Source organism: Microbacterium sp. Se5.02b (assembly GCF_019464375.1).
In the GTDB taxonomy this organism is placed as follows: domain Bacteria; phylum Actinomycetota; class Actinomycetes; order Actinomycetales; family Microbacteriaceae; genus Microbacterium.
Window position 1 is genome coordinate 3,203,855 of record NZ_CP080491.1, and the last position, 17,192, is coordinate 3,221,046.

Annotated in this window: 15 protein-coding genes and 3 pseudogenes; 6 read left to right on the forward strand and 12 right to left on the reverse strand. The window is 68.7% G+C overall.

Annotated elements, in window-relative coordinates; all coding sequences use genetic code 11:
* Position 1: 1 nt before the first annotated feature.
* Positions 2-1,606 carry an ABC transporter permease subunit gene (locus K1X59_RS16005; protein ID WP_183150784.1) on the reverse strand — a complete coding sequence of 535 codons (1,605 nt, stop codon included), beginning with the start codon at positions 1,604-1,606 and terminating at the stop codon, positions 2-4.
* Positions 1,607-1,676: 70 nt separating this feature from the next.
* A complete protein-coding gene (locus tag K1X59_RS16010; protein ID WP_183150785.1) occupies positions 1,677-2,885 on the reverse strand; it encodes a maltose ABC transporter substrate-binding protein in 1,209 nt (402 codons plus the stop codon).
* Positions 2,886-3,073: 188 nt separating this feature from the next.
* On the opposite strand from K1X59_RS16010, the gene K1X59_RS16015 reads away from it, so the two are divergent.
* Entirely contained in the window at positions 3,074-3,562 is a 489-nt protein-coding gene (locus K1X59_RS16015; protein ID WP_045264630.1) for a YajQ family cyclic di-GMP-binding protein, read from the forward strand.
* Positions 3,563-4,046: 484 nt separating this feature from the next.
* Positions 4,047-4,679: a GntR family transcriptional regulator gene (locus K1X59_RS16020; RefSeq protein ID WP_183150786.1), complete on the forward strand. Its 633-nt coding sequence runs from the start codon at positions 4,047-4,049 to the stop codon at positions 4,677-4,679.
* A gap of 6 nt (positions 4,680-4,685) precedes the next feature.
* Here K1X59_RS16020 and K1X59_RS16025 read toward each other — a convergent pair whose 3' ends face one another.
* The 5 genes and pseudogenes from K1X59_RS16025 to K1X59_RS16045 form a co-directional block, all read right to left on the reverse strand.
* Complete coding sequence (locus tag K1X59_RS16025; RefSeq protein WP_220173572.1) at positions 4,686-5,693, reverse strand: alpha/beta hydrolase; 1,008 nt, start codon at positions 5,691-5,693, stop codon at positions 4,686-4,688.
* Between the two features lie 59 nt (positions 5,694-5,752).
* The gene (locus tag K1X59_RS16030) at positions 5,753-7,126 is read right to left on the reverse strand and encodes an FAD-dependent oxidoreductase (protein ID WP_220173573.1); all 1,374 of its coding nucleotides are present in this window, start codon (positions 7,124-7,126) and stop codon (positions 5,753-5,755) included.
* Positions 7,127-7,186: 60 nt separating this feature from the next.
* Positions 7,187-8,246, reverse strand: a pseudogene (locus tag K1X59_RS16035) (polyprenyl synthetase family protein).
* A 45-nt stretch (positions 8,247-8,291) separates the two neighbouring features.
* Positions 8,292-8,950, reverse strand: a pseudogene (locus K1X59_RS16040) (ubiquinone/menaquinone biosynthesis methyltransferase).
* A 56-nt stretch (positions 8,951-9,006) separates the two neighbouring features.
* Positions 9,007-9,570 (reverse strand): hypothetical protein, encoded by a 564-nt coding sequence (locus K1X59_RS16045; protein ID WP_183150787.1) that lies wholly within the window; start codon positions 9,568-9,570, stop codon positions 9,007-9,009.
* 56 nt (positions 9,571-9,626) lie between these two features.
* Here K1X59_RS16045 and K1X59_RS16050 point away from each other — a divergent pair, with 56 nt between their 5' ends.
* Positions 9,627-10,880, forward strand: a complete 1,254-nt coding sequence (locus K1X59_RS16050; RefSeq protein ID WP_220173574.1) for an isochorismate synthase MenF — start codon at positions 9,627-9,629, stop codon at positions 10,878-10,880.
* A gap of 6 nt (positions 10,881-10,886) precedes the next feature.
* On the opposite strand, the gene K1X59_RS16055 is transcribed toward K1X59_RS16050, so the two are convergent.
* The 3 genes and pseudogenes from K1X59_RS16055 to K1X59_RS16065 all read right to left on the reverse strand — a co-directional run bounded on the left by K1X59_RS16055 (position 10,887) and on the right by K1X59_RS16065 (position 13,758).
* A complete protein-coding gene (locus K1X59_RS16055) occupies positions 10,887-11,729 on the reverse strand; it encodes a polyphosphate kinase 2 family protein (RefSeq protein ID WP_220173575.1) in 843 nt (280 codons plus the stop codon).
* 16 nt (positions 11,730-11,745) lie between these two features.
* Positions 11,746-13,393 (reverse strand): annotated as a pseudogene (gene menD / locus K1X59_RS22935) (2-succinyl-5-enolpyruvyl-6-hydroxy-3-cyclohexene-1-carboxylic-acid synthase).
* Positions 13,394-13,407: 14 nt separating this feature from the next.
* Positions 13,408-13,758 (reverse strand): PLD nuclease N-terminal domain-containing protein, encoded by a 351-nt coding sequence (locus K1X59_RS16065; RefSeq protein ID WP_183150789.1) that lies wholly within the window; start codon positions 13,756-13,758, stop codon positions 13,408-13,410.
* Between the two features lie 75 nt (positions 13,759-13,833).
* On the opposite strand from K1X59_RS16065, the gene K1X59_RS16070 reads away from it, so the two are divergent.
* Both K1X59_RS16070 and K1X59_RS16075 read left to right on the forward strand, forming a co-directional pair.
* A complete protein-coding gene (locus K1X59_RS16070; RefSeq protein ID WP_258566882.1) occupies positions 13,834-14,268 on the forward strand; it encodes a hypothetical protein in 435 nt (144 codons plus the stop codon).
* 71 nt (positions 14,269-14,339) lie between these two features.
* On the forward strand, positions 14,340-14,996 hold the full coding sequence (locus K1X59_RS16075) for a thioredoxin domain-containing protein (RefSeq protein WP_183150790.1): 657 nt from the start codon (positions 14,340-14,342) through the stop codon (positions 14,994-14,996).
* Here K1X59_RS16075 and K1X59_RS16080 read toward each other — a convergent pair.
* Together K1X59_RS16080 and K1X59_RS16085 are read right to left on the reverse strand one after the other, a co-directional pair.
* Positions 14,986-15,552: an RNA polymerase sigma factor gene (locus K1X59_RS16080; RefSeq protein WP_202045307.1), complete on the reverse strand. Its 567-nt coding sequence runs from the start codon at positions 15,550-15,552 to the stop codon at positions 14,986-14,988. The two genes, K1X59_RS16075 and K1X59_RS16080, sit on opposite strands and share 11 nt — an antisense overlap.
* A complete protein-coding gene (locus K1X59_RS16085; RefSeq protein WP_220173576.1) occupies positions 15,549-16,175 on the reverse strand; it encodes a hypothetical protein in 627 nt (208 codons plus the stop codon). Before K1X59_RS16085 ends, K1X59_RS16080 begins: the two co-directional genes overlap by 4 nt.
* Before the next feature lie 140 nt (positions 16,176-16,315).
* On the opposite strand from K1X59_RS16085, the gene K1X59_RS16090 reads away from it, so the two are divergent.
* Complete coding sequence (locus K1X59_RS16090) at positions 16,316-17,122, forward strand: tyrosine-protein phosphatase (RefSeq protein ID WP_183150791.1); 807 nt, start codon at positions 16,316-16,318, stop codon at positions 17,120-17,122.
* The last annotated feature ends 70 nt before the right edge of the window (positions 17,123-17,192 follow it).

Below are 17,192 nucleotides of genomic sequence, written 5' to 3' on the forward strand. Positions count from 1 at the left end.
GTCAGTTCAGCTCCTCGAGGGCCTTGGTCTTTCGGAAGCTGATGATCGAGATCGTCGCGACCACGACGAAGATCAGGATCGTGAAGGCAGAGGCGAGGCCGTAGTCGCGGGTCTGCCCGGTGAACGCGACCTTGTAGACCATGGAGATCAGGATGTCGGTGTGCCCGACCGGGATCGACACGTCGCTGAAGCGTGGACCACCCTTGGTGAGCATGTAGATCAGGTTGAAGTTGTTGAAGTTGAACGCGAACGACGAGATCAGCAGCGGCGCGACCGTCACCAGCAGCAGGGGCAGCTTGATGCGGCGGAAGATCTGCCACGGATTCGCGCCATCCATCACGGCCGCCTCGTTCACGTCCTCGGGGATTCCCTGCAGCGCCCCCATGCAGACCAGGAACATGTAGGGGAAGCCGAGCCACAGGTTCACCAGCAGCACGGACACCTTCGCCAGTGCCGGATCGGTCAGCCACGGGATGGACGCCCCACCGAAGATGACCTGGTTGATGAAGCCGAAGCTCTCGTTCATCATCCCTGCCCAGACGAGCGCCGACAGGAACGCCGGGAACGCGTACGGGAGGATCAGGATGATCCGATAGCCGTTGCGGAACCGCATCTTGGTGTTGTTGAAGACCAGCGCGAGGAGCAGGCCGAGGAAGAACGTCGTGGCGACCGAGATCAAGGCGAACGCGAAGGTCCAGAGCGTGACCGAGATGAGCGGCCCGCGGATCGACGAGTCTGTGACGGCCCGCACGAAGTTGTCGAAGCCGACGGTGGTCTGCCACCCGGGCAGCAGCTGCTCCCCAGCATCGGACGTGAACGCGCCGTCACCCGTGTCGGAGTAGACGGTGCCGGTCGTGGTGTCGGTGATCGTGTCGGCATTCGCGTCGTACGCGAGCGTCGAGACGTAGAGATAGCCCTTCTGGCCGTCCGGAGCGCGGAGGCTGCCGTCGTTCGGGTCATCGCTGAACGGAACCGACAGCTTCTCCAGCTCTTCCGAGAGCGTGAAGACGGTCGCGAGCGGAAGAGTGGTCCAGCCGTCCGTCGCGACGGCCTTGCCGCCCTCGAACTCGGCGTCGACCTCTTCCAGCGGCTGCTCCGCGGTGCCGACGAGCGCATCGCCGGAGTCGGGGTCGGTGACCAGCAGGCCGTAGGTGCCGAACTGCTCGACGACGGTGACGGGGAAGGTCGGCGAATCCTCGACCCGCTCCTGCGCTGAGGCGAGGAGCGAGGAGATGGCCTGCTCCTTCGTCCCGTTGTGTCCCGTGCCGTAGTTCGTGAAGCCGATGTAGCCGGTGTAGAGCAGGGTGAAGACCTGGAACACGATCAGGAAGATGATGCCCGGTGTGAGGTACTTCGCGGCGATCCGCCTGCGGGAGAAGTAGATGTAGTTGACGAGCACGGCGACCGCGACGACGATGCCGAGGATCAGCCACTCCTGGTGCAGGAAGAGCACGAACGCCGCGTACAGCGCGATCGCGTCGACCACGGCCAGGAGCAGGATCTTCAGGAGCATCCAGCCGACCGGTCCGGATGCGGCTTCCGCGATCTTGGCGGCCTGCCTCTGACGTCGGGTCGGAGGAGCGATGCGCTCTTCGGTGTCTGTCATGTCGTCCTCGTCATGATCCTGCCGGGGCGAGCGGTGGACGCCCGCCCCGGCAGGGCCAGTGTGCTGTCTGCTACTTGATCGCGGCGGTCACGTCGTCGACGAGCTTCTGCCACGTCGTCGCCGGGTCCGCGCCGTTGATGATCGCCGCCTCGGCGACACCCCAGAACTGCCAGACCGCACCCATGGCAGGGATGGCGGGCATCGGCACCGCGTCGGCGCCGACGGCCTGGAAACCGGCGATGATCGGGTCGGAAGCCGCCGTGTCCGCTGCGGCGGTCAGCGCGGGCAGGACGTTACCGGCCTTGAAGAGCTCGAGCTGCACATCTTCGGTGCCGATGTAGTTGACGAGGAAGTCGTTCGCGGCGACCTTGTTCTTCGACTCGGAGCTCACGAAGAAGCCCTTCACGCCGGCGAACGGCGAGGCGGTCTCGCCCGTCGGGCTCGGGATCGGGTCGATCGCGACGTTGATGCCGGCCTCCGTGGCCGCGCCGACGTTCCACGGACCGGTCAGCCAGAAAGCGGCAGTGCCATCGAGGAACTGCTGCTTGGCGATCTCGCCGTCGATGTCGGTGTTCAGCACGCCCGCAGCGCCCTGCGCACCCAGCCAGTCGGCGAAGGCGAAGCCGCCTTCGCTGCCGAGCTGCAGGTCGGTGGGGTCGTAGCTGCCCGAGTCGTCGGTGCCGAAGACGGGAGCACCGAACGCGGTCTGGAACGGGTACAGGTGATACGGGTTGCCCTCGGACCCCTGCTCCACCACGAACGTGCCCTTCGAGACCATGTCGTCGAAGCTGGTGGGTGCCGCGGGCACGAGATCGGCGTTGCGCAGCACCGCGATGTTCTCGACCGCGTACGGGAGCATGTAGACGGTGCCGTCGTAGGTGGCCGCCTGCAGCGCGACCGGGAGGTAGTCCCCGGCGCTGTCGCCGAGCTCGATCGGAGCGACGACGCCGTTGGTGGAGAGCTCGCCCAGCCAGTCGTGCGCCCCCATGACCACATCGGGGCCCTTGCCGGTCGGCACCTGCTGGATGAAGTCGTCCTTCATGTCGTCGACGGACTTGCCGACGAGGTCGACCTTGACGCCGGTCTTGTCTTCGTAGGAATCAGCCGCGCCCTGCAGCGCATCGACGCGCTCCGCATCGACCCAGACGACGAGCGTGCTGCCGTCCTTCGATCCCGAGTCGTCGCCGCCGCTGGTGCCCGCGGAGCAGCCGGCAAGCGACAGAGTCGAAACGATGGCGATGGCGCCTGCGGCGACGATGCCCCTCTTGTTCACCTTCATTGGTGTGTGCCTCTCTCAATGCTGTTGGCCTACATGGACTGCAAGCGCTTACAGTATGCATCGAAATCATGGGACTTTGCAACGAGCAGGAGTTGCGATATCAACCTGTGACCGAGTGATTTCGACGATCGCCGAGTGAAAACGCTTCCACGACTCTGGAGAATCGACAGGCTCGATACACTTCCTGTATGGCTGACAGTTCCTTTGACATCGTCTCGAAAGTGGATCACCAGGAGGCCGAGAACGCCCTGAACCAGGCACGCAAGGAGATCGAGCAGCGCTACGACTTCAAGGGCACCGGCGCGTCGATCGCCTGGAGCGGCGAGAGCATCCTGATCATCGCGAACTCGGAGGAGCGGGCCAAGGCCGTGCTCGACGTGTTCCAGTCCAAGCTGATCAAGCGCGGCATCTCCCTCAAGAGCCTGGAGTCGGGCGATCCCTTCGCCAGCGGCAAGGAGTTCCGCATCGTCTCGACGCTCAAGGACGGCATCTCCTCGGAGAACGCGAAGAAGATCAACAAGATCATCCGCGACGAGGGCCCCAAGGGCGTCAAGAGCCAGATCCAGGGAGACGAGCTGCGCGTGCAGTCCAAGAGCCGCGACGATCTGCAGTCGGTCATCGCCCTGCTCAAGGGTGCGGACCTCGACCTCGACCTGCAGTTCATCAACTACCGCTGAGGCTGCATCGCCGACACTGACGGCGATGACCCCCATCCGGCACAGATCGGGTGGGGGTTTCTCACGCCCTGCACAGGTGTGTCATGCTACCTTTCACCATATTGCATTCCGATATTTGGGTTGCAGTGCTCAAGACTGGATTCGGTCGCCTCGCTGCGGCTGACGACGTGATCGTGGGATGACGCACTGCCGGTGTACGGCTGGGCGATTTCGGGAATCGCGAGGGCCGACCCTCGTGGGGACGAGGCCACGGCAGTTCCATGCGTTCACGTCTTCCGCGGCCGGCGGATGTCCCGTATCCGCCGGCCGCAAAACCACGAGAAGAGAACAAGAAGAAGGAACCCGTTCGCCCCTTGTTCCGCGCCCCCACGCGGATCACGGAGTCGAATGGGCGTTATCGGCATCCGATGCGACCTCATGACGTACTCGCCCTCCGGGCGGATCGGGGGCGCTCGGGATGAGAAGGGCTACTGGGGGCAGATCCATGGGCAGTATCGGATCGACGAGCATCGGCGAGAGCAAGCAACTCCTCGCCGAAGAGGTTTTCCACCACGTGGGGAGACTGATCATCGACGGCACATTGGCAGGGGGCGAGCGCATCCGCGACGTCGACGTGGCGGAGGAGTTGCACGTGTCGCGCACACCCGTCCGCGAGGCGCTCCAACGCCTCGAGAGACTCGGGTTGGTGACCATGTATCCGAGCAGGTACACCGAGGTCACGGAGGTGACTCCTGACTCGATCGCGCAGTCGCTGGACTTCGCGGGCTATCAGGCGGGTATCGCCGCGCGACTGGCGGTGCCGCGTCTCTCCGCTGCGCAGCGCGAGCACGTCGGCAGGCTCATCACCGCACTGCCGGCCTCTCTGGAGAATCCGGCGACGACCTGCCAGGCGCGGTGGGCTGTGTTCTCCTACCTGGCCGACCGGAGCGGGAACACGCAGCATCGGACGCTGATGGAGGACGCGAGCATCGTGCTGTTCCGGAACCTCCGCGACTGGGTGGTACCGGCAGCGGACCGCGGTCGGATGCGCACGGTGTACGCGGACTTCGCCGACGCGGTGGGACGCGGAGACGGCGACGCGGCCGAACGCCTCGTCAGGGCGATGTACTGCCTGTGAGCGACCTCACCAGGTGGCACGCCAGCCCGTGACCCAGCGCTCGAGGCGTCGGTAGGCATCCTCCCGCGCCTCGTGCCGGGAGAGGAAGACGTCGTGCAGGGCGCCGTCGATGCGTTCGACCGTGACGCTCGGACCGAGCCGGAGCGCCGCGCGGGCGATGTCGTCGACGACGAGCACGGAGTCCGCGGAGGTGATGTCGTCCGACCACCGGGTCGGGGGAACGAACCGCGCCGACAGCAGCACGCACACCGGCGCGCTGATCGACAGCCCCGCTGCCACGGTCTTGTGACCCGACAGGATCGCATGCAGCCAGCCCGCATACACCGCCATGGTCTGCACAGGGCGCCAGAGGGGATTAACCTCCATCGGATCGTCCGGATCGGCGACCTCCTGCTGCGCCCGCGAGTAGAAGCCGAGGTCGACCTGGGGCGCTGCCTCCAACGGACGGATCCGCGCCTGCAGTTCGACCATCGGTGCGATCGCGGCACGGGCGGGCGCGAACTGGAACTCCAACCAGGGGCTGTTCAAAATTACCGCATCCACCGCATCGGGGTGCCTCGACGCCCAGAGGCTCAGTGTGAGGCCGCCCGTCGAGTGACCGAGCAGGACGAGACGACGGGTCTGCAGGGACTCCCCGCCCGCACGCCCCATCGCCTCGAGCGCGGCGGCGATGTCTTCGTCGTAGGTGGCGAGATCCGCGACATACCCCGGCGTCTGCCACTCGCGCAGGCTACGACCGTACTTGCGCAGATCGAGCGCGTAGAAGCGGGCGCCTCTGGAGGTCCAGAAACGCGCCAGCCGCTTCTGGAAGAAGTAGTCGGACCACCCGTGCACGTACAGCACATCGACGCCTTCGAGCAGGGGTCCACGGCCGCGCACGTGCTCCCACCAGCCCGGCTCGACCGGAAGCGCACGGACCAGAGTGGCCATGACAGGACCCTGCTCGTCGGCGCCCAGGTCGAGGGTGAGCTGCTCGAACTCGTCGCCGAGCACATCCGGGATCCAATCGGCCATGCGTTCCTCCCCGTCGCCGCCAGGCTAGCCGACGCGGCCGCCGGGGGCAGGTGACACGGCTACTCGCCGCGCGAGACGCGCACCATCTCGTCGCGCGGGACGACCTTGACGCGCGCCCGCTCCGCCGGCGCGCCGAGGGCGATCTCGTGCTCGTCGAGGCGGTGCCATCCGTCCAGGTCGGTCCAACGAACGCCGCGCTCACGCAGGAGTTCGACGACCGACTCCTCCGAGGGGTCTTCCGGGTGCCACCAGGAGCCCTGGTCGTTGATGATGTGCCGCACGGTCTCCATCGCATCGGACTTCGTGTGCCCGATCAGACCCACGGGTCCGCGCTTGATCCAGCCGGTGGCGTAGATGCCGGCGACGCGCTCGTTGGAGTCCTTCGCGAGCACCTGGCCCTCGCGGTTCGGGATCACGCCGTGCTTCTTGTCGAACGGCACCCCCGGCAGCGGCGAGCCGAAGTAGCCGATCGCGCGGTACAGCGCCTGAAGCGGCACCTCGCGCATCTCGCCGGTGCCCACCGCACCACCCTGACCGTCGGGCTTCGTGCGCTCGTAGACGAGGGCTGCCACGCGTCCGGCATCGTCTTTGCGGACCTCGACCGGGCGCGCCCAGAAGTGCAGGTGCAGACGGCGCGACGCGGAGCCCCCCGCGTTGTTCACCGAGTCGCGCTTGCGCCACGACTGCAGGATGCGGTCGATGACCATGACCTGCTTGTTGCTGGCGACGGCATCTCTCGCTGCGTCGTCGTAGTCGAAGTCCTCGTCGTACACGACCATGTCGACATCGCGCAGCTCGCCGAGTTCGCGGAGCTCCAGAGGCGTGAACTTCACCTGAGCAGGACCGCGACGTCCGAACACGTGCACATCCGTGACCGCGCTGGCCTGGAGACCCTCGTAGACGTTGGCCGGCACCTCGGTGACCAGCAGGTCCTCGGCGTGCTTGGCGAGCATCCGCGCCACGTCGAGCGCGACGTTGCCGTTGCCGAGCACTCCGACGGACGCGGCGTCCAGCGGCCACTCGCGCGGAACATCCGGGTGCCCGTCGAACCAGCTGACATAGTCGGCCGCACCGTAGGACGCGACCGCGTCGATGCCCGGGATGTCCAGCGTCGTGTCGCGGATGGCGCCGGTCGCGAAGATCACGGCGTTGTAGTGCTTCTTGAGGTCGTCGAGAGTGATGTCCTCGCCGAAGCGGACATTGCCGAACAACCGGATGTCACCGCGATCCAGCACATCGCGCAGCGCGGTGATGATGCCCTTGATGCGCGGGTGGTCGGGGGCGACGCCGTAGCGCACGAGCCCATACGGCGCCGGGAGCTGCTCGAAGAGGTCGATCGACACGTCGAACTTGCGCTCGGCCTTCAAGAGGATGTCCGCGGCGTAGATGCCCGCGGGTCCCGCGCCGACGATGGCCAGTCTGAGCTTGGTCATGGGAGGTCCTTTCGTATGCCGACGCAGCCGGCGGGCCACCAGAAGGCGCCCCGCACCGGTTCAGCTGGAGCGTTCGGCGAGGGTCTCAGCGAATCGGGTCAGCGCCTCGCGCACCGTGCCGCGCGGGAGCGGCTCGAGGGCGTCGACGGCATCCTGCGTCCAGGAATGTGCGAGTTCGAGGGTCTTCTGCGTCACCGCGTGATCACGGAGCTCGTCCAGCGGCCCGTCGAGGATCGCCGGGTCCGCACCGTCGGCGATGAGGGCGACCCCGTCGTCGATGCGCGCGGCGAGGTCGACAGACGCGGCATCGCCCTCGGCCTTGAGCAGCAGATACGGCATCGTCGGCACACCGGCGCGCAGGTCGGTGCCCGGGACCTTGCCCGTCTCCTCGGGTTTCGCCGACAGGTCGATCACGTCGTCGAGCAGCTGGAACGCGACGCCGATCTTCTCGCCGTACACCCGGAGCGGCTCCTCGAACGCGGTCGGAGCGTTCGAGAAGATCACGCCGCCCTGAGTGGCAGCGGCGATCAGCGACCCCGTCTTGTCGGCGAGCACCTGGATGTAGAACGCGATCGGGTCGTCGTCGGGCTGCGGACCCAGAGTCTCGTGCATCTGCCCGAGGACCAGACGCTCGAACGTGTCGGCCTGAAGACGGATGGCCCGCTCGCCCAACCGCGACATCAGCTGGCTGGCACGGGAGAACAGGATGTCGCCGGTGAGGATCGCGATGTTGTTGCCCCAGACCGCGTGCGCGGCGGGCACCCCTCGACGGCGGTCGGCGCCGTCCATCACGTCGTCGTGGTACAGCGAGCCGAGATGCGTGATCTCGAGCGCCTTGGCCACGTCGACGACCTCGGGGTGTTGCCGTCACCGAGCTGGGCGGCGAGAAGCGTGAGCACGGGACGGATGCGCTTGCCCCCGCCTCGTAGAGGTAGCGGCTCGCGGCATCGGCCAGGGGATCGGCGACGCGCACGTCGTCGGCCAGCCCGGTCTCGACGAGCTCGAGACCCTCTTCGATGGCGCGCGCGACCTTTCGGGCGGCGGGGCCGATGAAGACGCGGTCGCTGAACCCGAGACGGCTCGCCAGCCGCGAACCCGGGGCGATGGGGCTCGAAGTCACGTTCTCAGCCTACCTGCGTCGTGTGCGGCGATCGCGCCGGACGGATCACGAGGGCTTGCGCGCTCTGTGCAGGGCGACGATGCCGAACGACAGGTTGCGGTAGGCGACGTCGGCCCATCCCGCTTCGCGGATCCACGCGGAGAGCTTCTTCTGGTCCGGCCACTCGCGGATCGACTCGTTCAGATAGTCGTAGGCATCGCCGTTGGTGCCGGCGACGCGGGCGACCCGGGGAAGCACCTGCGCGTTGTAGAAGCGATAGGCGCTGCGGAAGAGCGCGCCGGGCGGCGTGGAGAACTCGTTGATCACGAGCCGGCCGCCGGGCTTGGTCACCCGGTACAGCTCACGCAGCGCCTTCTTCGGATCGTTCACATTGCGCAGCGCGTACGACATCGTCACCGCGTCGAACTCGGCATCGGCGAACGGGAGATCCGTCGCATCCGCCTGGACGAAGGAGAGATTGCGCATGGCGCCGTGCCGACGCTCGCCCTCGGCGAGCATGCCGGGCGAGAAGTCGGCGGCGACCACATCGGCCCCACTGCGCGCGAGCGATGCGGACGACGATGCGGTCCCCGCGCCGAGGTCGAGGATCTTCTCCCCGGTTTCGGCGCGACGGCGCGCGTGGTGGCGGCGCGCCACAGGACGTCGTTGCCGAAGGTCATGGCCGTGTTGGTGCGGTCGTACCCTGCGGCGACCTGGTCGAACATGCCGCTCACGCGGGCGGGGTCCTTGCCGAGATCGGCGCGGTTCTTCTCGTTCGGGGTCACGGATTCAGTCTAGGCGCGAGGCCCAGCGCCTCGAGGCGGTCGAGCCACGGATCCGCGGTGGCGTCGTCGAACGGGGCGACCTGGGTGCGCACCCGCTCCTCGAGGTCGAGGGCGAGATCTTCGAGGTGCGTCATGACCTCGACGGGGTAGCCGTACCGGACGCTGTGCTCCGCCCATTCGTCACGGTCGTCGACCCAGGTGCCGCGTGCACCCTCGACCCGGACGACGTCGAGGTCCATGTCGATGCCGGTCGCCAGCAACGGGTCGTCCGACCACCGGATCTCCCAGCCGAGGTCGATGTAGACGCGCATGCCCCGGGGATGACGCCGGTTCACGGTCACGGCATGATCCGCACTTGCCGGCACCAGGGTCACGTTCGGACCCGCCGCATGGAACTCCGCACCGGGACGGATGCTGTGCCACCCGATCGGCTGGCCGATCCAGTCGCCCCACCCATCCGCCCCGAGATACACGCACTCGTGGCGCCAGTGCGGCGACCCGTCCCACTTCCGCCACTGGAAGACCATCTCGGTGCCGGGTGCGGGGCGCGCGTCGCTCATCCGTTCACCCTACGACTTAGGAGTTCCGGGTCGTCGACGCGGCATAGGCTGGACCCGTGCACACCACCCACCTGGTCGTGGAGACCCGCGAGATCGACCCGGTCGAAGACCTTCTGGCATACGCCGACCCCGCCCGTCCGCTCGCCTGGCTCCGCCGCGGGGACGGGATCGTCGCGGTCGGCGAACCCCTGACGGAGCTGCGCCCCCGCCCCGCGGCCGGCACGGCCCGCACGGAAGCGCTCGCCACCGTGTGGCGCGGGATCTCGGCCCTCGCGGAGATCTCCGACCCCGTCGGCCTCCCCGGCACCGGTCTCGTCGCCTTCGGCGCCTTCACCTTCGACGAGGAGTCAGCAGCCGACAGCGTGCTCATCGTGCCGACGCGGGTGCTCGGCCGGCACGGCCACCGTTTCTGGGAGACGCGCATCCGACTCGCGGCCGACACCGGGCCTGCGGCGGGGCTCGCCTCGCACCCGTACGGACCGCATTGGGCGGGCACGGTCGGGCCAGGAGCGCAGAGCCCGCAGGGCTATCAGGACTCCGTGCGTCGAGCCCTGACGCGCATCGGCGAGGGAGAGCTGAGCAAGGTCGTGCTCGCCCGCGACCTCACCGGGACGATCCCCGCCGGGTCGGACCTGCGCCGCCTCGTGCGTGCCCTGTCGACCGGCTACCCCGACACCTGGGCGTTCGCGGTCGACGGGCTGATCGGCGCGAGCCCGGAGACCCTGGTCACCGTTCAGCACGGCACCGTCACCGCCCGCGTGCTCGCCGGTACGATCGGGCGCGGCGCCGACGCGGATGCCGACACCGAGGCGTCGACGCACCTCGCCTCCAGCACCAAAGATCTCGACGAGCACCAGTACGCGGTGCAGAGCGTGCTCGCCTCGCTACGCGCGCACACGAGGGTGCTGGCTGCGAGCGAGCAGCCGTTCCTGCTGAAGCTGCCGAACCTCTTCCACCTCGCCACCGACGTGGAGGGCGAGCTGGCCGACGGAGAATCCGCGCTCGACCTCGTGCACGCGCTCCACCCGACCGCCGCCGTCGCCGGGACGCCGACCCCCGCGGCCATCGCCGCGATCCGGGACCTCGAGCCCTTCGACCGCGGACGATACGCGGGGCCGGTGGGGTGGGTGGACGCCGAGGGCAACGGCGAATGGGCCATCGCGCTGCGCTGCGCCCAGTTCACTGCAGGAGAAGACGCCATCGGGGTCACCGCGTACGCGGGAGCCGGAATCGTCGCCGGCTCCGACCCGGAGAGCGAACTGCTCGAGACGCGGGTGAAGTTCCGTCCCCTGGTCGACGCCCTCGCCTGAAGCGGCTCAGCTGGCGGCGAGGCGCTTCTTCTCCGCCTCGACGTCGAAGTCGGCGGCGGGCCACTGCGGGTCGATGTCCTCGAGCGCCGCGAGCAGCAGCTCCTGCACCGCGAGCCGCGCATACCACTTGGCGTTCGCGGGAACCACGTGCCACGGGGCGACCTCGGTCGAGGTGCGGTCGAACACGGTCTGATAGGCGTCCATGTACTGCGGCCACAGCATCCGCTCGTCCACATCGCCGGGGTTGTACTTCCAGTGCTTGTCCGGGCGCTCGAGGCGCTCCATCAGACGCTCCTTCTGCTCCTCCGGCGAGATGTGCAGCATGACCTTGACGATCCGGGTCCCTGACGCGGCCACACGCGCCTCGAACTCGTTGATCGCGTCGTAGCGGCGCTCGATCTCGGCAGGCGGCGCGAGCTTGCGAACCCGTCCGATCAGCACGTCTTCGTAGTGCGAGCGGTCGAACACGCCGATGAAGCCGGGCTCGGGCAGGCGCTTCTCGACGCGCCACAGGAAGTCGTGCGCGCGCTCCTCCGCGGTCGGCGCCTTGAAGGCCGCCAGCGCCACGCCCTGCGGATCGACGCCGCCGACGACATGCCTGACGATGCCGCCCTTGCCTGCCGAGTCCATCGCCTGGAGCACCAGGAGCACCGAATCCTTCGCCGTGCCGACCCGGCTCTCGGCGAACAGCCGCTCCTGAAGCTCGTTGAGGTCGTCGAGTCCGGCGGCGAGGTCGGCCTGGCCCTGCGATTTGCCGTGCGTGTACCCCGGCTTGCCGTCGGGGTCGAGGTCGGCGAGGCGGAAACCGCTGCCGACACGGAGCGTCTGCGTCCAGGAGTGCGCGTTCATACGCACATCCTGCCAGTCACCGCGACAGCGGTACCTCGATGATCTGGCGTCCGCCGCGGGGCGAGGTCAGCGCCTGGTCGAGCGCCGTGCGCGTCGAGACCCGCTGGTACTCCCACCCGTACGCGAGGGCGAGGTGCTCGAGGCGGACCGTGTGCGGGGTGTAGAACGCGCGATCGAGATCGGTGGCGCGCGCGGACGACGCGACTTCGAGCGAATCGAAGATGGTTCCGCCGCCGTCGTTGCCGACGATCACCTGGAGCCGCGGTTCGGTCTCGTCGGGCGGGAGGAGGAGAGCGCCGACATCGTGCAGGAAGGCGAGGTCGCCGAGCAGCACCCTGGTCACCCCGGGTGCTCCGGCCGCCTGACTGGCGAGAGCGATGCCGGTCGCCGTGGCGATCGTGCCGTCGATGCCGGCGAGACCGCGGTTGGCGTGCACCGGGACCTTCTTGCCGCCCAGCACCTGATCGGCGACCCTGACCAGCCGTGACGAGCCGAACACCAGTCGATCGTGCGGCCAGGTGGCGCGCCACACGGCATCGACCAGGAGCTCGCGGTCGAGCGGGCGCCGGACGGCATCGAGCTCGGCCTTGACGGCCTCCCGACGAGCGGCGAAGTCGGTGGAGGCGAGCCCCTCGGGGTCTGGCGCTTTCTCGCTCAGGTCGACGACCTCGGCCGTGGAGGCCTGGAGCCACGCGCCCAGCCAGTCGCGGTCGGGGGCGCCAGGAGCGACGGAGACGGCGCCGACGCCGCGGGTGCGGTGGTTGAGGTCGAGTGCTTCGCCGCCGCGACGCCGGGCGACGACCTCGACATCGGTCCGCGACAGGAGCGCCGTGACCTCCCGGCTGAGGGTGGGATGGCCGAGCACGACGACGCGCTCGATGCGGCGGCCGAGATCGTCGCGGGCGAGCAGCCGCCGGTAGCCGTGCACGAGCTGGCGCCCGAAGCGGGCCCCGCTCACGATCTCCGCGATCAGGGGCCAGCCGCCCGCGTGGGCGAGCTCCTCGGCATCCGGCCCCGCATCCGCGCCGGCGACCACGACGGTGCGCGGCCCGCGTTCGAGCACCAGCGGCTCACCCGTCGGGGGCATGGCGCATCACCGGCAGCCACCCCCACGGTGGTCAGCGTGCCGGACAAGGGCTCCCCGAGGGGAGGTTCAGGTGCACGGGACCCGCGACCGCCGGCAGCCCGTGCTCGACCTCGCGCACCCCCATCGCCGCCGCGACCGCACGCTCGCCGAGCCCCGACCAGTCGCCGTCTCCCGGCACGGGGGCATCGACCTGATCGCGCACCCACGGGTGGAAGAGACCGTCTTGGAGCGTGGCCTGGTTCGCGCCGACCCCGCGCAGCTCGGGCGGTCGGTCGGCCGTGAGCAGGAGCAGCGGGACGCCGGCGTGGAAAGCCTCCATCACGGCAGGCAGCAGATTGGCGACGGCCGTCCCCGAGGTGCAGATGACCGCCGCGGGCACACCCGTCTCGCGGGCGATGCCGAGCGCGGTGAAACCGGCGACGCGCTCATCGATGCGGACGTGGACCCGCACGTGGCCCTCTTCCGCGAGACGCACCGCGGCGAGCGCCAGCGCCTGCGACCGGGAGCCGGGAGACAGCACGAGGTCGCGCACACCGTGGGCGACGAGGTCGGCGATCAGGGATGCCGCGGCATCCATGGCCGGCGATGAGGTCACGGGCGCTGGTCCGTGGCCGGCGGCTCGTCGGTCTCGTCATCCAGGCGGGCGAGCTCCTCCTCGAGCCGGCGGATCCGCGCGTCCTGCTCCGTCTTGCTGATGCTGCGCAGGAACGCGGGGTCATCATCCGGAGCGATGACGGGGCGGGTCCCGGAATCGTTCGCGCGGCGACGGCCGATCACGAACCACAGGATGCCGCCGATGACGGGCAGGAGCACCACGATGAAGATCCAGGCGGTCTTGGACACGCCTCGGTGCCGCGTCGCCGGCTGCACCGCGCAGTCGACGATGCTGTACACCCAGAACACGGCGGCGAGGAAGCCGCCGATGATCAGTAGTCTCGCCACCCCTCCAGTGTAGGCGTGCCGACGCCGTACCGGCCCCGGAGCGGACAGAGGCGCCGTTGCTAGACTGCGCGGGAAATGCTGCCCACATCGCCGGATCGGATACCGCGAGCGCGGGACGAGCGGCTGCTGATCGCCCGGATCATCACCGCCGTCGGCCTCGCGCTGCTGCTCGTCGTCGGCGCCTGGTCGACCTCGCACGGCACGGCCGATGTGCACGCGACGCTGTGCCTCGCGGCCGGCGTCTCGGACCCGACCTCCACCGCATCAGGCACGGGCACGGCCACCGCGACGGACACCCTTGCGGTCGACGCGGTGTCATCCGACGCGGCGCTGTGCGTGATCGCGGCGCTCTGCGTCGTCGCGCTCGTGCTCCTGTTCCGTCGACTCGTCGATCGACGGCGTGGCCTCCGCCTCGCGCACGCACCCCGGACGACGGCACCGCCGCGTGCCGGTCCGCACATCCTCGTTCCCGCTCTCACCCTCGCTCAGCTCTCGATCTCCCGCACCTGAACCGCGACGCGCGCATCGAGCCGCCTCGGCGGCATCCCTTCCCCGTCGTATCCCGTGTGTCTGGAGACCCCATGAAAACCTCTGTCAAAGCGACGCTGATCACCATCGCCGTCGTCATCGTCCTTCTCATCGCCGCCATCGTCATCGCGCTCTCGCAACGACCGTCATCCCCCTCTGCCGACGACGGAGATGCTCCCACGCAGCCCATCCGCACCGATTCGCACGTGCTCGACGACGGCGGCGCGGACGCCGTGACCGTCGTCGAGTTCCTGGACTTCGAGTGCGAGGCGTGCGGCGCGTTCTACCCCGTCGTCGAAGAGCTTCGCGACAAGTACGCGGGCGACATCACGTATGTCGTGCGGTACTTCCCCCTCCCGGGGCACATCAACTCCACGCAGGCCGCGATCGCCGCAGAGGCGGCTGCCCAGCAGGATCGCTTCGAGGACATGTACCACCGGCTGTTCGAGACCCAGTCGCAGTGGGGCGAGAACACCGAGGAGACGCCCGAGGTGTTCCGGGCCTTCGCCGCCGACCTCGGGCTCGACCTGGCAGCCTACGATGCGGCCGTCGCCGACCCTGCCACGGCGGAACGTGTGCAGGCCGACAAGACCGACGGCGAGGAGTTGCAGGTGAACAGCACGCCGACGTTCTTCGTCGACGGCGAGCAGGTCGTGCTGCAGGACTGGGACGACCTGGAACAGGCCATCGAGAAGGCGATCAGCGGCTGAGGAGGCACGCCGGCTCAGCCACCCTCGGAGACCGAGGCCGTTGAGCCGGCAGCCTCGGGCGACAGCAGCACGTCAGCGAGCCGGCGCCGCGCATTCCGATACCTCCCCTCGCCGTGGACGCGGGGATGCCGATGATGCGTGCCGCCTCTTCGAGCGTGAAGCCTTCCCAATGCACGAGTCCGATCAGATCCCTCAGGTCGTCCGGGAGCCTGCGGACCGCATCACGCACGTCGCTCGCCTGGGCGTCGTCGTGTGTCTGTGGATGGGTGGCCAGGTGGCTCCGCAGTCGCTCCGCGAGCTTCCACCGCCGCACGGATGCCCGTTCGGCGTTCGCGAGGATCCTCCTCGCGACCCCGAACAGCCACATCCGCGCCTCGATGTCGTCCTTCGGCAGGTCGTCGATACGACGCCATGCCGTGAGGATCGTCTCGGACAGGAGATCGGCGGCGTCAGCGCTCGCCGTTCTCCGTTCGAAATACGCCAGCAGATCCGGCGAGCACGCCGAGATGCAATCGAGGGCGCGGGCTCCGGCACCCCCTCCCGACACCGAGTTCACCGGCCCTCCTCCGTGCAGATCGCCTGTCCGCTCGAGGCGATCATGTTGTCCGGCCGCTCGGGGTCGAACCCGCGCTCCTCGAGCTCGGTGATGACGACGTCGTTCACCGCGCGCGACATGGCCATCTGCGCGATGACGTCGTCGACTGTGGGGAGTGTGGTGCGGCCCGATTCGATCCATGAGCGGGCGGTCTCGATGGCTTCGGGCTGCCCTTCCAGTCGACGCTCCCACTGCGCGGGATCGGCCGCCGCGACGACGTCGGTGTCCCGGAAGATGCTCTGGATCGCCACGCGCACCTCGGGGTTCTCTGCCGCGATCTCGCCCACCCGCTCCTCGCATTCGATCCCGCTGGGCAGCACGTAGGTGAACGTTCCGTCCGGCGCCTCCGCCCACGGCCGCCAGAGGCCTGTGGCCGCGGCCGCCGCGCCGCCCGCCAAGAGGAGGGCGATACCACCGGCGGCCGCGATCGCTCCGACACGACGGGACCGAGTTCTTCGACCACGCGTTCTCATCGCGACCGAGAGCCTCGCCAGCTCCCATTCCAGCTCCGGCGTTCGCGGCGCGATCAGCTCGCTCGCGACGTGCAGCGCGCGGTCCAGATCGTCATCCCCGATGCCGCGCATCTCGTTCTCCTCGGTTCGCTCCATACCTGTATATGTGCAGCACAGGACGAAACGTCCACGACCACCCCGAAACGGTGGGAACGCCGGATGTGCACGCCCGATACGCTGAGACCAGAATCAGGGAGAGGGCCCGGACGACCATGGAACTGACGTCGATTCTGCAGGGGACGCACAACGCTCGAGAGCTCTCCGGGTTTCCGCTCACCGGCGGAGGAACGCTCGCATCCGGCCTCCTCTTCCGCTCGGACGCGCTTGCCGCGCTCACCGACGAAGGGATGCAGGAACTCGTCGACCTGCGGATCGGCACCGTGATCGACCTGCGCACCGACGGCGAGCGCGCTCGAGCGGCGGATCGCCTGCCCGACGACGGGAGCGTGACGCTGCTGCCGTTGCCCATGCAGGGCGGCGCCATGGACGAGATGGTGAAGCACCTGCTCCCATCGGCGCGCGGTGCCGGTCTCTCCGTCACCCAGGTCGCTGAGGCGCTGAAGCAGGTGCCCACCTTGGAGCAGCTGTACGTCTCGATCCTGGAGGGCAGTGCCACGCCGTTCGCGACCGTGGCTCGCACCGTGCTCGCCGCATCGCGCACCGATCGCCCCGGCGTCCTGTTCCACTGCACGGCAGGCAAGGATCGCACGGGCCTCGCCGCGGCCATCCTGCTGTCGGTCGCCGGGGTGCCGCGCGAGGTGATCGTCGAGGACTACACGCAGACCGAGAAGAACCTCGCCCTCGGACTCGCGGATGCGCTCACCCTCCTCATCACCTCCCTCGGCGTCCCCCTCACGCCAGGGCTGAAGACGCTGGCGACCGAGTCGCCCGCGTCGGCGATCGAGGCGGCACTGGACTGGATCGCCGCGAACCACGGCGATGTCGCCGATTATCTCCGCAGCGGCGGCATGGACGACGCCGAGATCGCCGATCTGCGTCGGGTGTTGCGCGGCGAGTGAGAGGGCACTGCACCGCACGGTGACGCCCTCGCTACGCTGAGCGCATGACAGAGCAGCGCTCCCCGGACCG

Excerpts from the sequence above, each read along its gene's own strand:
- K1X59_RS16005 (WP_183150784.1), bottom strand. The coding sequence starts at position 1,606 with ATGACAGACACCGAAGAGCGCATCGCTCCTCCGACCCGACGTCAGAGG.
- K1X59_RS16010 (WP_183150785.1), bottom strand. The coding sequence starts at position 2,885 with ATGAAGGTGAACAAGAGGGGCATCGTCGCCGCAGGCGCCATCGCCATC.
- K1X59_RS16015 (WP_045264630.1), top strand. The coding sequence starts at position 3,074 with ATGGCTGACAGTTCCTTTGACATCGTCTCGAAAGTGGATCACCAGGAG.
- K1X59_RS16020 (WP_183150786.1), top strand. The coding sequence starts at position 4,047 with ATGGGCAGTATCGGATCGACGAGCATCGGCGAGAGCAAGCAACTCCTC.
- K1X59_RS16025 (WP_220173572.1), bottom strand. The coding sequence starts at position 5,693 with ATGGCCGATTGGATCCCGGATGTGCTCGGCGACGAGTTCGAGCAGCTC.
- K1X59_RS16030 (WP_220173573.1), bottom strand. The coding sequence starts at position 7,126 with ATGACCAAGCTCAGACTGGCCATCGTCGGCGCGGGACCCGCGGGCATC.
- K1X59_RS16045 (WP_183150787.1), bottom strand. The coding sequence starts at position 9,570 with ATGAGCGACGCGCGCCCCGCACCCGGCACCGAGATGGTCTTCCAGTGG.
- K1X59_RS16055 (WP_220173575.1), bottom strand. The coding sequence starts at position 11,729 with ATGAACGCGCACTCCTGGACGCAGACGCTCCGTGTCGGCAGCGGTTTC.
- K1X59_RS16070 (WP_258566882.1), top strand. The coding sequence starts at position 13,834 with ATGCTGCCCACATCGCCGGATCGGATACCGCGAGCGCGGGACGAGCGG.
- K1X59_RS16075 (WP_183150790.1), top strand. The coding sequence starts at position 14,340 with ATGAAAACCTCTGTCAAAGCGACGCTGATCACCATCGCCGTCGTCATC.
- K1X59_RS16085 (WP_220173576.1), bottom strand. The coding sequence starts at position 16,175 with ATGCGCGGCATCGGGGATGACGATCTGGACCGCGCGCTGCACGTCGCG.
- K1X59_RS16090 (WP_183150791.1), top strand. The coding sequence starts at position 16,316 with ATGGAACTGACGTCGATTCTGCAGGGGACGCACAACGCTCGAGAGCTC.